This is a genomic window from Streptococcus sp. 29896, from assembly GCF_032594915.1.
Classification (GTDB): domain Bacteria; phylum Bacillota; class Bacilli; order Lactobacillales; family Streptococcaceae; genus Streptococcus; species Streptococcus suivaginalis.
In genome coordinates, this window is sequence record NZ_CP118733.1 from 1,704,945 (window position 1) to 1,720,044 (window position 15,100).

The 15,100-nt window shown below is 44.5% G+C and carries 14 protein-coding genes; 5 read left to right on the top strand and 9 right to left on the bottom strand.

The window, feature by feature from the left end:
- Positions 1-2: 2 nt before the first annotated feature.
- Together ilvN and PXH68_RS07880 are read right to left on the bottom strand one after the other, a co-directional pair.
- Complete coding sequence (gene ilvN / locus PXH68_RS07875) at positions 3-479, bottom strand: acetolactate synthase small subunit (protein ID WP_158457297.1); 477 nt, start codon at positions 477-479, stop codon at positions 3-5.
- Positions 472-2,175, bottom strand: a complete 1,704-nt coding sequence (locus tag PXH68_RS07880; protein ID WP_248028298.1) for an acetolactate synthase large subunit — start codon at positions 2,173-2,175, stop codon at positions 472-474. The genes ilvN and PXH68_RS07880 overlap by 8 nt, the downstream gene beginning before the upstream one ends.
- A gap of 266 nt (positions 2,176-2,441) precedes the next feature.
- Here PXH68_RS07880 and PXH68_RS07885 point away from each other — a divergent pair, with 266 nt between their 5' ends.
- The 5 genes from PXH68_RS07885 to PXH68_RS07905 all read left to right on the top strand — a co-directional run bounded on the left by PXH68_RS07885 (position 2,442) and on the right by PXH68_RS07905 (position 7,123).
- Entirely contained in the window at positions 2,442-3,500 is a 1,059-nt protein-coding gene (locus tag PXH68_RS07885; protein WP_248028286.1) for a glycosyltransferase, read from the top strand.
- On the top strand, positions 3,487-4,416 hold the full coding sequence (locus PXH68_RS07890; protein ID WP_248028287.1) for a phosphodiester glycosidase family protein: 930 nt from the start codon (positions 3,487-3,489) through the stop codon (positions 4,414-4,416). The genes PXH68_RS07885 and PXH68_RS07890 overlap by 14 nt, the downstream gene beginning before the upstream one ends.
- On the top strand, positions 4,397-4,804 hold the full coding sequence (locus tag PXH68_RS07895) for a hypothetical protein (protein ID WP_248028288.1): 408 nt from the start codon (positions 4,397-4,399) through the stop codon (positions 4,802-4,804). Before PXH68_RS07890 ends, PXH68_RS07895 begins: the two co-directional genes overlap by 20 nt.
- 162 nt (positions 4,805-4,966) lie before the next feature.
- Positions 4,967-6,682, top strand: coding sequence for a dihydroxy-acid dehydratase (gene ilvD / locus PXH68_RS07900; RefSeq protein ID WP_248028289.1), 1,716 nt, complete (start codon positions 4,967-4,969; stop codon positions 6,680-6,682).
- Positions 6,683-6,736: 54 nt separating this feature from the next.
- Positions 6,737-7,123 (top strand): DUF6176 family protein, encoded by a 387-nt coding sequence (locus tag PXH68_RS07905; RefSeq protein WP_248028290.1) that lies wholly within the window; start codon positions 6,737-6,739, stop codon positions 7,121-7,123.
- A gap of 25 nt (positions 7,124-7,148) precedes the next feature.
- Here PXH68_RS07905 and PXH68_RS07910 read toward each other — a convergent pair whose 3' ends face one another.
- From PXH68_RS07910 to asp2, 7 genes are all read right to left on the bottom strand, one after another.
- The gene (locus tag PXH68_RS07910) at positions 7,149-7,490 is read right to left on the bottom strand and encodes a metal-sulfur cluster assembly factor (protein WP_205031147.1); all 342 of its coding nucleotides are present in this window, start codon (positions 7,488-7,490) and stop codon (positions 7,149-7,151) included.
- A gap of 87 nt (positions 7,491-7,577) precedes the next feature.
- Entirely contained in the window at positions 7,578-7,745 is a 168-nt protein-coding gene (locus PXH68_RS07915; RefSeq protein WP_172095958.1) for a hypothetical protein, read from the bottom strand.
- Positions 7,746-9,071, bottom strand: coding sequence for an accessory Sec system glycosylation chaperone GtfB (gene gtfB / locus PXH68_RS07920; RefSeq protein WP_172095959.1), 1,326 nt, complete (start codon positions 9,069-9,071; stop codon positions 7,746-7,748).
- Between the two features lies 1 nt (position 9,072).
- Positions 9,073-10,572: an accessory Sec system glycosyltransferase GtfA gene (gene gtfA, locus PXH68_RS07925; RefSeq protein WP_248028291.1), complete on the bottom strand. Its 1,500-nt coding sequence runs from the start codon at positions 10,570-10,572 to the stop codon at positions 9,073-9,075.
- A gap of 15 nt (positions 10,573-10,587) precedes the next feature.
- Positions 10,588-12,966, bottom strand: coding sequence for an accessory Sec system translocase SecA2 (secA2, locus tag PXH68_RS07930; RefSeq protein ID WP_248028292.1), 2,379 nt, complete (start codon positions 12,964-12,966; stop codon positions 10,588-10,590).
- A gap of 13 nt (positions 12,967-12,979) precedes the next feature.
- Positions 12,980-13,522 carry an accessory Sec system protein Asp3 gene (gene asp3, locus PXH68_RS07935; RefSeq protein ID WP_105160033.1) on the bottom strand — a complete coding sequence of 181 codons (543 nt, stop codon included), beginning with the start codon at positions 13,520-13,522 and terminating at the stop codon, positions 12,980-12,982.
- A complete protein-coding gene (asp2, locus tag PXH68_RS07940) occupies positions 13,522-15,096 on the bottom strand; it encodes an accessory Sec system protein Asp2 (protein WP_248028293.1) in 1,575 nt (524 codons plus the stop codon). Before asp2 ends, asp3 begins: the two co-directional genes overlap by 1 nt.
- Positions 15,097-15,100 lie beyond the last annotated feature (4 nt).

The following is a 15,100-nucleotide window of genomic DNA, read 5'->3' on the forward strand; positions in this document are numbered from 1 at the left end:
CATTAGTCGCGACTGAAACCAGTCGCTCCAGTACGGGCGATATTTTTAATACCATAAGGCTGAATCACACGCAGAAGGGCGTCAATCTTATCTCCGTCACCAGTCATTTGGATGGTAATGGAGTGCGGTGCTACATCGACAACGCTGGCACGGAAGGGTTGGATAATCGCCAAAATTTCTGCTCGCTTGGCTGGTGGAGCGACAATTTTAACCAGAATCACTTCCCGTTCTAAGTGGGGTATGTCCGTTAAGTCACGTACTCGAACCACATCAATCAAGCGGTTCAGCTGTTTGATGATTTGTTCGACCTCATCGTGACTGGCCACGTCTACAATCACCGTCACACGTGAGATGCCATCCACTTCTGTCGGACCGACGGATATGGACTCGATATTGATTTGGCGACGAGATAGGACACCTGTAAAACGATTGAGCACTCCGGAGGAATTTCGTAATTTAGCTGTTAACATTCTACGCATTGAACTTCACCCCCAACATTTCTGCATTGCTCTTGCCAGCCGGTACCATTGGTTGAACGTGCTCTGTTTTGGAAATATGCACTTCAATCAACATCGGTCTATCTTCCAAAATGACTTTCATATCTTCAGAAAGGGTGGCTGGATTGTCAAAACTATAATGGGCAATACCGTAGGCTTCCGCTAATAGTTGGAAATTAGGCTCGGCATCAAAGACGGACTGACTGCGACGTTTATCATAGAAGGATTCCTGCCACTGACGGACCATGCCAAGTGAATGGTTGTTAATCAGAACCACCTTAATCGGCACACCATAACCATTAAGAATAGCTAGTTCTTGGTTGGTCATCTGGAAACCGCCGTCTCCGACAAAAAGAACGACTTCACGGTCAGGGTTGGCTAATTTTGCTCCAATAGCTGCTGGAATACCAAAGCCCATAGTTCCCATACCGCCAGATGTCACCAATTGGCGGGCATGCTTGTAAGGATAGAATTGAGCTGCCCACATCTGGTGTTGGCCAACGTCTGTGATCACAATTGCATCTCCCTTGGTCAACTGACCAATCAATTCAATAGCTTGTTGCGGTTTGATAACCCTATCATCTTCCTCATACCAAAACGGTGCTCTGTGTTTGTTGTCCAAGACTTGAGCTGTCCAGGCTGCATAATCTGTTTCTACCGTATCTAGTTTCAGTAAGGCCTGTAAGGTTGCCTTGGCATCTCCTACGACCGGAATAGCCGTCTTTTTGACCTTACCAATCTCTGCTGGATCGATATCGATATGAGCAACTAGGGCATTTGGTGCATAAGTCAGAGGATTCCCTGTCAAACGGTCATCAAAACGAGCTCCGATATTGATGATGTAGTCCGCATCGTTCATAGCCATATTGGAGGCGTAAGATCCGTGCATACCGCCCATTCCAAGAGACAGTGCATGCTCGATTGGCATAGCACCTAGACCTAGCAGGGTTGAGACAACTGGAATCTGGTAGCGCTCTGCAAAGGCTATCAGCTCTTGATTGGCATCGGCGTAGTTGACCCCTCCGCCTGCAAGAATAACCGGTTGTTTGGCAAGACTCAATTGCTTGAGGATTTTTTTGACCTGCAAGCCATTTGGCTCAACCGTTGGTTGATAGCTTGGCAGGTGAATACTTGGATCATGGTAGCTGCTAACCAATGTCTCTTGGATGTCTTTTGGAACATCGATAACGACTGGACCTGGACGACCAGTTGTAGCAATGTGGACAGCTTCTGTAATCACGCGCGGAATATCCGCCGTATCGCGAATCTGGTAGTTGTATTTTGTAATAGGGGTTGTAATCCCGATAATGTCCGCCTCCTGAAAGGCATCCTTACCGATCCCCCTTGTTGCAACCTGGCCGGTGAAAACCAGCAAGGGTACGCTATCCCCCATAGCATCAGCAATCCCTGTAATGGCATTGGTCGCTCCTGGACCTGATGTCACCAAGGCAACACCTAATTTACCAGTTGACTTAGCATAGCCTTCTGCCGCATGAACGGCCCCTTGCTCATGACGGGCCAAAATATGCTGAATCCCCTCAAAACGATAGATTTCATCGTATAAAGGTAAAACAGCTCCACCCGGGTAACCGAAAATCGTATCAATCCCCAGTTGACGCAGGGTATCTAAAATCAGATAGGAACCTGAGCATTCTTTGTCTAATCGAAACTCTTCCAACAAGGTATCCCCCTCCTATAAATTAGTTTCTACTATAATAACATTTCACTTTGGATAATACTAGTAATTTGTAGTTATCTTCTATAATAGCACAAAGTAAAATAAAGTCAAACAATTTTCAGAAAATTCCTACATTTATTCAGTTTCTTAAAAACTCCTAAACAAATTCTTAAGCTAAACTTAAGCAAATCCCTTGGCTGGCCTGGTTTTAGGTTCCTTTCAGAAAACTCCAGTATAGTGATACCATAGCAAAAACAAGAGAGGTTATGATTATGTATTATGTTGTTATTCCCGCCTACCAACCCGATCAAAAACTGATACAACTACTGGAACTTATGCAAAATCGTCTTTCCTGTCAAGCCATTGTCGTAGATGATGGTAGTACAGGAGAAGCGGCGCAGATTATACAAGAAGCCAAGACCTATGCAACGGTTCTCCATCACAAGGTAAACCAAGGAAAGGGACAAGCCCTTCGAACAGCCTTTCACTATATCCAAGGACTGCAAAAAGATGCCGTAATCGTCACAGCCGATGCAGATGGTCAACACGCTGTCCATGACATCGATCGTGTTGCCCACGCAGCCATCCAGCTCCCCAACCGCCTCATCCTCGGGGTCCGTCAATTTACCAATGACATTCCACTTCGAAGTCGCTTTGGTAACAAATTAACCCGCGTGCTCTTCCATATACAGACAGGCGTAAAGGTCAGCGACACCCAAACTGGTTTACGTGCCTTCCACTCCAACTTGCTACCATTTATGTTGACCGTTGAAGGTAATCGTTACGAATACGAAATGAACATGTTGACTCAGGCAAGTAAGAAATACAAGATTACAGAAGTCCCTATCGATACCATCTATATCGATGACAATGCTAGTTCTCATTTCCGCCCGGTTCGAGATGGGCTAATGATTTACAAAAATCTCTTCAAATTTGCTCTGGCATCTTTTAGTGGATTTTTAATCGATTATGCAGTCTATGCTCTTGCTCTTCTCTTTCTTGCAGCAACACCGACTGCCATTCGACTCATTTTAGCCAATGCTCTAGCCAGAGTGACTAGTTCAATCTGCAATTACTCTTTGAACAAAAAACTTGTTTTCAACAATCAGGATAGCCTGGCAAAAACAGGTAGCGGCTACTTTGCCCTTGTCCTTGTCCTCTTCTTCTGTGACACTGCCTTGCTTTACCTCTTCCATCAAGTACTCGGTATCAACCTCTACTTGGTGAAAATCGTAGTTGGCATTCTCCTCTTCTTTGTCTCTTGGTTTGTCCAAAAGAAACTCATCTTTCGCGAAAGGAACTCATTTTCCCATGAAATTGCTTAAAAAACCCTTCATTTATGCTTCACTATTCGGAACACTTCTCACCGGTGGTTTCACCTACTCCATGCTAAAGACATTTGTTATTTCTGAAGCAATCACAACCGTTGCATCGACTACCACTTCATCGACAACAACGGCTTCTTCGACAGAATCGACAGCTGCAAGTACTACCACCAATGTATCGACAACCGATACCTCTTACAGTGATGACAATATTCAAATTACACTTGAAACCATTACAACCAACAATACAACAGTATATGTAGCGGATATTCAAGTTAGCTCAGCTGAATACTTGAAAACTGCCTTGGCACAAAATACCTATGGCACCAACGTAACGGCAAAAACATCTGAAACAGCTGCTGCCAATAATGCAATCTTGGCCATCAACGGTGACTACTATGGCGCCAACTCAACTGGTTATGTCATTAAAAACGGCGTGCTTTACCGTGACACCATCCGTGACAATGCCTCATATGGCGACTTAGCCATCTATGCAGACGGCTCATTTGAAATCATCGATGAAAATGAAATCACAGCCCAAGAATTGATTGACAATGGCGTTGTCAACCTGCTAGCCTTTGGTCCTGCATTGGTTGAAAACGGTGAAATCGTCGTCGATACATCGACAGAGGTCGGCCGTGCCATGTCATCGAACCCTCGAACTGCTATCGGAATCATCGATGAGAACCACTACATCATTGTCGTGGCAGATGGTCGAACTTCTGAGAGCGAAGGTCTCTCACTCTATCAACTAGCAGAAGTTATGCAGCAATACGGAGCAACGACAGCCTATAACCTTGATGGCGGTGGTTCGTCAACTCTTTACTTCAACGGTCAAGTTATTAACAATCCAACAACCAATGGAAACACTATTTCAGAAAGGGCGGTGAGCGACATTGTCTACATCGGTTACTAAAACAGAAAACAAACGCACTATTCGCACATTTATCACGTATTTAGCACTTACGGCCTTCCTCTTCATCTTCAGCCGAGTCTATGAAAGTCTCAGTTACGGCGAGGTTTCCTTCCATATGCATTACATGTTTAGTGTAACCTTGATTGGTGGGGGGCTTCTCCTTGACTTGATGACCATCCATCGCACCCTCTCTCGCCTGACCTACAATCTCTGGAATTCTGGCGTAGCGGTTATCACCGCAGGTTTTCTCCTCCGTGGTATCATCAACCTGTCCGGACGGTCTACAACCCTGGATCAACCATACTGGTATGTCGGTGCTGGCTTCCTGATTCTGGCTGTGATCAGCCTCTTCATCAAGCATGCTAAAACTGCTACTCCAACAGTATAATTTCAATAAAGTGAAACAGTTCCTCACTAATATGTGGGAGCTGTTTTCTTTTGTTTTCAAAAAATTCAGAAATTTCCCATTATTTACCAAATCCTTTTTCAATTCCCTCAGAACTATGGTATAATAAGGAAACTAATCACCAGAAAGATAAGGAGAAGAGAAATGACCGAAAAAGATACCCTAAAAAAACTCCGTCATCGTAGTTCTGTTTACGATTCGATGGTTAAGTCACCCAACCGTGCCATGCTTCGCGCAACAGGAATGACCGACGATAGCTTTGAAAAGCCTATTGTTGGGGTTATTTCGACATGGGCTGAAAATACCCCCTGTAACATGCACCTTCATGACTTTGGAAAATTAGCCAAAGAAGGGGTAAAAGATGCAGGTGCCTGGCCTGTTCAATATGGTACCATCACCGTTGCAGACGGAATCGCTATGGGAACTCCTGGTATGCGCTTCTCCTTGACTTCACGTGATATCATTGCAGATTCTATTGAGGCAGCTATGGGAGGACACAACGTGGATGCCTTTGTCGCAATCGGTGGCTGTGATAAAAACATGCCTGGTTCTATGATTGCTATCGCCAATATGGACATTCCTGCCGTATTTGCCTACGGTGGAACCATCGCTCCAGGAAACCTCAATGGTAAAGATATTGACTTGGTTTCTGTCTTCGAAGGAATCGGAAAATGGAACAATGGCGACTTAACTGCTGAAGAAGTTCGTCAAATTGAGTGTAATGCCTGTCCTGGACCTGGTGGGTGTGGTGGTATGTACACTGCCAATACCATGGCTACTGCCATTGAGGTAATGGGCATGTCTATTCCTGGCTCTTCTTCTCACCCTGCTGAATCTCCTGAGAAGAAGGCTGATATTGAAGAAGCTGGTCGTGCTGTTGTACGCATGCTAGAACTTGGTATCAAACCATCTGACATTATGACTCGTGAAGCATTTGAAGATGCTATTACAGTCACAATGGCTCTGGGGGGCTCAACCAACGCTACGCTCCATCTTCTAGCCATCGCCCATGCTGCCAATGTCGACCTCACACTTGAAGATTTCAACGATTTCCAAGAACGAGTACCTCACCTAGCTGACCTCAAGCCATCTGGTAAATATGTTTTCCAAGACCTCTATAATGTCGGCGGTGTCCCTGCAGTTATGAAATACTTGCTCAAAAACGGCTTCCTTCATGGCGACCGCATCACATGTACAGGTAAAACCGTTGCTGAGAACCTAGAGAATTTTGCAGACTTGACTCCAGGTCAAGATGTCATCATGCCACTTGAAAATCCAAAACGTGCAGATGGCCCACTCATCATCCTCAAAGGTAACCTTGCTCCTGAAGGTGCCGTTGCCAAGGTTTCTGGTGTGAAAGTCCGCAACCATACAGGTCCAGCCAAGGTCTTTGATTCTGAAGAAGAAGCGATCGAAGCAGTCTTGACTGACGAAATCGTAGATGGCGATGTAGTCGTTGTCCGCTATGTTGGACCAAAAGGCGGTCCTGGTATGCCTGAAATGCTATCCCTTTCTTCCATGATTGTCGGAAAAGGCCAAGGTGACAAGGTAGCCCTTCTAACAGACGGTCGTTTCTCTGGTGGTACCTATGGACTGGTTGTTGGACACATCGCACCTGAAGCTCAGGATGGTGGACCAATTGCCTACCTCCGTACAGGTGATTTGGTGACGGTTGACCAAGATACCAAAGAAATCACCATGCACGTTTCTGACCAAGAAATCGAAGAACGCAAGAAAACAACTGTCATTCCTCCACTCTACTCTCGTGGTGTTCTCGGTAAATACGCCCACACCGTATCCTCTGCCTCTAAAGGAGCCGTTACCGACTTCTGGAGACCCGAACGAAGCGGTAAAAAATAAAAAGAATACAACCCCTGTCACACAATGACCGGGGTTTTTAAAGGAGTAAATGGAATGAAACTAAACGTCGAACTCTCCCGCTTTCGTGTTAAAGAAGGGAAAACTGCCAAAGTAGATGAATGGATGGCCTTTCTCAACGAGCACATGGAAGACACCCTTCTCACTCTTGAAGGAGAGAAAATGTATGTCGAAACCATCTTCCGTGAGGGATTGGACGGACGCGAATACCTTTACTGGTATTCTGTTCAAGCTGAAGGAGGGATTGAAGTCAAAGATTCAGAATCCTATATTGATAAAAAACACATAGAATTTTGGGAAGAATGCATCGACCCGAGCTATGGCATGGTAGATCTAATCCCTCAAGTTGTCATGATTCCTAAAACTATCTATGAAACCATGGAAGATTTAGACAGACAATACGATGAGACATTTAAAAAATGAGTTGCCAATGCAACTCATTTTCTTTTTATTTCGGACTGATGCCAAGCGTGATACGTCCGAGACGGCTGATACGGGTCATCTTCCAGGCAGGAGACCAGACGATTTCGACCTGGGCATCCTCAATTCCCTCAATGGTTTTCAAGGCTGCAACTAATTCTCCTGGCATGGTATCAGCGCAAGAACACCCTGCATCTGTAAAGGTCATGACAACCTTACAAAAACCAACTTCATCAACTTGGATCTCATAAACTAAGCCCAGATTGTAAATATCCAGCTCAATCTCTGGATCATAAATCGTCTCTAATATCGGGACCAATTGGTCAGCAAGAGCAGCCGCTCGGTCATTCAAGAGTATATCATCTCGCATGGCTCTTCCCCCACATTCTTATTTGACATATTTTCTCACATTTTCATGCAATTTTCAAGATTTCAATTGGCTTGTAGGCAAGAATTTCTATAAGTAACGAAGGAGGGAGAAAATAACTGCCAAGGTCACAAGGAAAATGATAGTCAGGTAAAAATAATTCCGTCTCTGCTTGTTTTTCTTAGGCTCAACATAGCGAGCTTCCTTAATTTGTTTCTCAATCGCTTCATCCAATAAAGGATTGCGTTTCTCTGTCATTTAGCGCTCCTCCTTCCCAAGTAACTGTTGGTATCCAGTAACAGATTCATTGCTAGTTTCTTCACGCTGCAAGGCTACCATCTGTGGATAAGATGCTGCAAAGCCTGCCAAGGCCATCACCATGTCAGTTGGCTGGCTGGCATCAAAGCGGTGGGCAGCTGGAATCAAATCACGGTTATGAATGGTTTGCTCAAAGGCCAAAATCACCATATTTTGCTCAAAGGCCTTGCGAACCGCATCCATTACTTCTCCACTATGATTGATATCGAGGTAGATATCGCATTCTTGGAACAACCGTTGTAGCTGTTTCTGTGAAATATTTGGATAGAGGGTAATATTTGACTTTGCTTCAAAAGCCATCAATCGTTGAGACATTTCTGTCAATGCGCCAATATGGAAGTGGAAGTCTGGTAGTGCTTGAGTTAGCTCCTCTAATTTCTCAATTTGATCTGAGTTAGTAAGGATAAGGATTTCCTTTCGTCCAGCGTTCTCACGCAAACTTGGATAGATATAACCTAGGTAAGCAATCTTGGCCTTTTGTTCCTCCGGCAAAATATCCATCATCTTCTGATAAACCTGACGCTGCTGCACCAAAACACGTTGTGTACGAACGTGGGAAGAATTCAACATGACTTTCATGTTTCCTGGAATGTCCTCTTGGATACCTTCCTGCCAAAAGAGGATATCTTGACCTGCTTCTGGACTGTTGTAGGAGAGGAAAAAAGGAGTCGATAAAGAGTTGTACCAAATCTCTGACAATTCCCAGCCCATTTCCGCAAAATAATGGCGGAACAATTCCACACGATTGTCAAAGAAATACACTTTTCCCTGCCAGTTTAACTGAATGTCACCCGTCATGAAATTCTCAACCAAGACCTCTTGTTTGGCCTGATTGAAATAAATACGGCTAGTCACCTTCTGCTCAGCATTAAAATAGGTTCGTGCAAACAACCAACCAAAGCGATTGTAGTGGTCTGTAAAACGTACCTTTTCATTTGGTCCAAACCAGTCAACATTTTTGATGCGACGAAGGTGCTTGGGTTCGGCATAAAAAATCTTTGCCTTCCGTTGGCTGTAATCCCAGACTTCCCCATCACCATTGGTCCCTGTAATTTCCCAAAAAGGAGGGACTTGGAGTTGGTTGAAATAAAGCGAGCGCCCCTGACCTGTCTCCATTTGGCAATAGTATGAATAGGCAGAGGTCACTCCCTCTGGTAGAAAACCATCATCATTAATGACAACGACAGGACCTTGAAAACCTGCCTGAGTCAGTGAATAATACAGATCCTTACTGGCCTGATGGAAGCTATCATATAATTGAATCATTTTAAACCTCCTCAATAAAGCGCAACCACGCTTTTTCCAATTCGACCGTCAGAAATTCCTTGGCACGGTCATAGGATGCCGCCTGCCAGTCTTCCAGCTGACCTGATTGGAATAGGTCCAGCAGTTTTTCGGCAAAGAGTCGGCCATAGACAGTCGGATCATCAATGTCCAAACGACTGATCAAGCTACCATTTTGCCCATCCTGCACAAAGGTTTGGTTGCCATAAGGAACATCCAAGCCAATAATCGGCAGCCCAGAACCAATGGCTTCCATCAAGGTCAAACCAAAACCTTCTGAGGTCGAACCTGCCAAGTAGGCTTGGTAGTGTTTATAAACCTCTGTTAGATCATGATGTCCCATTAAGCGAATAAAAGAGGAAGCATTGTGTTCTTTAATCATAGCTTCCAAGCGGCTGCGTTGCCCACCCTCACCATAAATGTCAAATTGAAGATCTGGCAAGTGTTTTTGGGCCTGAATCACCGCATCCACCAACCAATCAATGTGTTTCTCACTAGCCAGTCGCGAACAGGTCACCAGAGAGAAAGGACGACGGTCCCCTTCGGGCTGGCGCAATTCATCCAAACTACCAACTGGTAAAGTAAAAATTTTCGGACGGAAAGGCGTATAGGTCTCAAATTGGGCCGCTAGCGTTTCCGCTTGCGCCTTGGTTGAGGTAATAAAGGCATCAATCTTATCCGCATTCGAAAACTGATATTCGTAATAGTTATTCCAAAGAATGGTTTCTTCTGTCACAGAATTCATATTGTAATGCTCTGCATGAATCACGACTGCCACACGGGCCTCTCCTCGGTGGCGCAGAATCGCCTGACCTGTCCCAGTAGCACGATCAATCAAGATAATGTCCTCTTTTGTCAGAGCCAATCGGTCCAACATGCGACCAATCAACTCCTCTTTTGTCCAGAGGATAGCATCAGGAAAACGGAAGATACTCTGGTCACCAGAACAGTTTTCTTCATAGGCGATAGAACCATCTTCGTTGAAAAAGACCCGCACATGTAAAACAGGTGCATTATCAACTGGAGCATAGTATTCCGAAAACATCTTGGTATAGCTATAGTAGTCCTTGCGAATCAGCTTCCCTTTGGCAAGAAACTCTACCTTTTGCACATAGTCTGGATGATTTTTCCGTGTAAAAACCAAGATGACCAAGTCCTTGTCTTTATGCTGATATTTGACGGATTCAGGGCTCTGTGAAACCTTGGTAAAATCAGAATCTAGACTAGCTTCAAACTCCGTCAAAGGATAGGTTGTCGCTGCAATCTTGACATCGGTAAAAAAGCCATAGAGCCAGATAATTTCCTGGTCTTCAAAGCCAATATTGGCTGTAAAATGAGCCAGGTTTTCTCCTTGAAACATGTCTGTAAAAATAAATTTACTATCTTGGCCAATCTTTCTAAAAATGCTGGCCCGATAGGCTTGGGCATACTCTACTCCGCTGCTAGCCCAACCAATTCCACGGTTGACATTATAAATGGTCATCTTCTGTTCCTTTTCTTATACAAAATAAATAGAATGTTTTCCATCTTTCGATTGCTCTATGGTACTGAGCATAACATTTCGAGCGATTTTCTGTTTGACAAAATCAGACATCTGTTTGTAGGAACGCAGGGATTCTTGGTAGTATTCGGACATCCCATCCCTCTGGGCTGTAGATCGTGTTGTGACAACCCCCTTCAATTGTTGGAGACTGTCAACTTCTTCGACCCAGCACTCATCAATTGCCTTCAAAACAGACAGACGATAGAACTCTGACAAAGCTTCTTCTGACTGCAAAAGCGTCCCTTTTTTATCCACTTCTTCTTCCACCAATTTTAACAAATAGTTCTTAACGTCCTGGTCATCGTCCAAGTCTAAAGCTCTTGGGAAATACCTGAAAGCATAGCTATAGTTGTCCAAGATATAGCGGCGTAGCTGATGGCGTGTTCGCTCCTTATTCTCGGCCAAATAGGAATCAATTACTTCTTCCATGATCTGGCGGACATTTCCCGCCAAGTTCTCATCATCAAGAATCAAGCGGTCCCGCAAGCCATAAATCTTCTGGCGCTGGACCCGCAGGCTTTCATCAAAGCGAATAGTTGATTGACGAGCGCTGACAGCGTTATCCTCACTCTTTTCTTGAGCTTGATGAATGGCCGCATGGAAGCGGCGACCTGTCAAAGCTCGACCATAATTTCTGCGATCTTCACGATTATGCTTTTTAAAGTATTTTTTGACCCATTCCGGACCATAGTTGGTCAACAATTCATCTTCCAAGGAGACAAAAAACTGAGACATGCCTGGTTCACCTTGACGACCTGCTCGACCGCGCAACTGCCAGTCCATCCGACTATTGGCCATCCGCTCGGTTCCAACAACTGCCAGACCACCCAATTTTTCCACGCCTGGTCCCAACTTAATATCAGTCCCACGGCCGGCCATGATGGTCGCACAAGTCACCGTTCCCAACTGACCAGCCTCTTTGATAATCAAGGCTTCTTTTGCCACGTTATTGGCTGTCAGCGTCGAATGAGCAATCCCTTCTTGCAAGAGCAGTTGCGAATAAATTTGGGTGATTTCCACAGTTCCAGAAATCAACAGCACAGGTTGTCCCTTGGCATGCAGCTCCTTAACTAGCTCCATTGTTGCATACAATTTCTCCGGAAGAGTGGTATAAATTTTATCTGGATAATCGATTCGTTGAATCGGTACATTGGTCGGAATGGAGACAACTGGAACCTTATAGGTCGAAATCAATTCATCCTCTGCCTGGTGTCCTGTCCCTGTCATTCCCGCAAGTTTAGGGAACATGTTGAAGAGGCTTTGATAGGTAACTGAGCCCATGGCACGACTTTCTTTGGTTTTCTTCACATTTTCCTTGGTTTCCAAGGCTTGGTGAATCCCAGATTGTAGACGGGTACCTTCTAACACGCGTCCTGTTCGATTGTCCAAGAGCTTGACCTCATCATCCTGTACCACATAATCATGATTTTTCTTGTAGAGATAGTGGGCCCGTAAGGCTAGGTTGATATGGCGATTGAGCTCCCAGTTATCTGCATTGTAAATACTCTCTTCTGCGAAATAGTGTTCCGCATAGTCATTGCCCTTGTCCGTCAAATAGACTTCCTTTTTATCTGGGTCAAAGTAAAACTCCTCTTCACCCAAAGTTAGAACAAACTGATCGCAGATATCGTACATATTGGATTGGACTCGAGGGGTCCCTGAGATGATGAGAGGAGTTTGGGCGCTATCTAGCAAAACCGCATCCGCTTCATCAACGATAACATAGTTAAAGTCACGTAGGAACTTCTCGCTCTTTGAAGAGGCAAGGTTATCAGACAGGTAATCAAAACCCAGACCAGCACCTGTTACATAGGTGATATCGGCTCCATAGACCATTCGTTTGGTCTCTGCATCTCCTTCTTGGTCATCATCATAGACACCAAGACCAACAGTTAGGCCAAGAAACTCATAGACCTGCCCCATTTCCAGAGCGTCCCGCTTGGCCAGATACTCATTAGTGGTGACCAAAATTGCGCCTTTTCCTGATAGGGCATTGAGGTATAGGGGCATTGTCGCCGTCAGGGTTTTTCCCTCACCAGTCTTCATCTCCGCAATGGTCCCTTGATGGAGAGCAATTCCCCCCATCACCTGCACATCATAAGGAAATTGACCTAGGACACGGTAACAGGCTTCCCTACAAACCGCAAACGCTTCTACCAGCATATCGTCTAGGTCCTCACCTGCTTCCAAGCGCGCCTTAAAGAGACTTGTTTGATTCGCCAAGTCTTGATCGGTCATCCCTTCGTAGGTATCGGACAGAGCATTGATCTGTCTGGTTAATTTTTTAATCTTTCTCAACCGAATCTGATTCAGCAAAGAAGTCTTGTATTGCATGGTTGCTATTCCTTTATCCTTTTTGGTGAATCAAGCGGCTCACCAATCTTAGTTCCTCAGGTTCCTGACCTGAGGTGTAACTGCTGACCTGATTTCTTTCTACCAAAGGTTTGGCGCTATTTTCAGGTCCATAAATCGCAATATGGAAGAATTCCACCTGTCGACAACCTGCACTCATCAGGGAAATCCGATAAGTGAATGCATCTTTCGGAAAGGTAAATTCTTCTTGCCCATTTCTGAGGATATCCCGTTGGATTTCCTCATTCTGGCGATTGAAATATTGAATTTGAAAATAGGCGGTCTGTTCTGGCGTGATGGTGACCTTTTGCTCTAGGCGATAGGTAACTCCTGGATAGAGCAAGGGAAGTTCTGGGCAGGAACGATTGGCCTGGTAATTGGTTCGAGACCGCCAAGTTTTAATAGGTTTACCTGGTGAGAAATGAAGGTTCTCAAAGAAAATCGAGTCTTCCTGTATCTGGATTATTGAACCGTACAGGTAGTTTACACCTGGAGTTACTCCTGTCCAGAGTAATTTTTGCACTAACGCTTCTACCATTACATGTCCCTTCCAAAATCATTTTTTAGAATCTTATGGTACTGAGCCATAAACCAACGGTTGATGGCACGACTATTGTCATTGTGTCGGCCTTCATACCCCTTACAGAAAATATGGACATCCTTATCCGCCAAATAATCAATCAGGCGTTCCATAGCATGGCCATCATAGTCATCCTGCTCCATATACGCAATCGCAAATTGAGTCGTATGAAAATCTGATTCACCAAATTTATCCCAGAATCGTTGGTTAAAGGCTTCAACTGAGGCAGAATCAGCTCCACCGACAACATTACGAATCATGTCACCACTGGTAGTAAACTCATACGGACGTTTCAATTTTGCATTTGTCACTGTTTCACCTAAGTTTGTAAAAGGCTTGCCCACAATAACAGCGTGAGGATTAAAATAAGAAGAATAGTAGAGACCTCCGAAGGCCCCCATTGATAGACCTGAAAGAATCAACTGTTGCTTTTCAAAACCAAGGTAATCTAAGGCATCCTCAATTGCTTTTTGGACCCCTTCTTCTAATTCATCTGTTCCAGAATAGAAGCATCCACCCTCCAAACGCGGATCGGCTACGAGTAGAAAGGGAGCTCCCAAGCGTTTCATCATGAAGAAACCTTCAAATCCTTCCGCTCCCCGAAAACCAGAGAAATAAACATTCAAAGGAGGTTTCATATCACCTGGGTTAAAGTAATGAAAAATTTCTTGGCGTTTGGCATCCGAATGGCGCTTCCCTCCTAAGACAAAACGACCAAGTCCAGAACGCGAATAACGCCAATGGAGTACACCTGTCTTGATAGATCCTGTCCCTCTGGCAGAAACAGACACACTATAGAAACCAACCTCTGGATGTCGTGCTAGAACATAAGGTTCTTTCATTTCTTCTTCACTCAAAATCTGTTTCTCAAAAACATCAGCTAAAGAACCCTTACGGATCAGATCCAACTCCAGACGAAGTTCACAGTCACCATTTTTTATGTATTCCAACCAGATTTCAAGAGACATTGGAAAAGTACTCAGATTGTAGCGAAAGGTCAGCAAGGGTTGGAAATCCTCCCCGAAATCACCTGTAAACGTAACACCGACATTGCCCTCATAATCAACTTGACCCGTAAAGTTGGGATTGACATCAATCTCAGGGATCTTTAACTTTGCCCCATATTGTCCTGAAAAGAGATTCATATGGAGAAAGGCAATCAACTCTTCCTGACTTCCCTGTATCGGTAGGTAAGACATCACCTTTCTGCGGTAAAAACCAGTCGGAGTTATATCAAAGATCTCCACATTTTCTGTCATAAAGACAGCGTAAGCTTCGATGCAATTCATCAATGGTTCAAGTTGCTTTTCCGACAGGGAATCGGTTACCAGGATTCCTGTAAAGTAAAGAGGGACCTTGGGATTTTGTCCCATTTCTGCTAATTTTTCAGCAGGAATTTTTGCCAAAGCTGCATCGTTTAAGTCTTGGAGAAGGTCTGTAATGCCTTCTGCACTCGTATAAAGCCATTCCAGGTCTGCTGGAAGCTCCTTTCCTTTCGACCAATCCTGGCTTCCTATCTGTAAAATTTTCATTCTG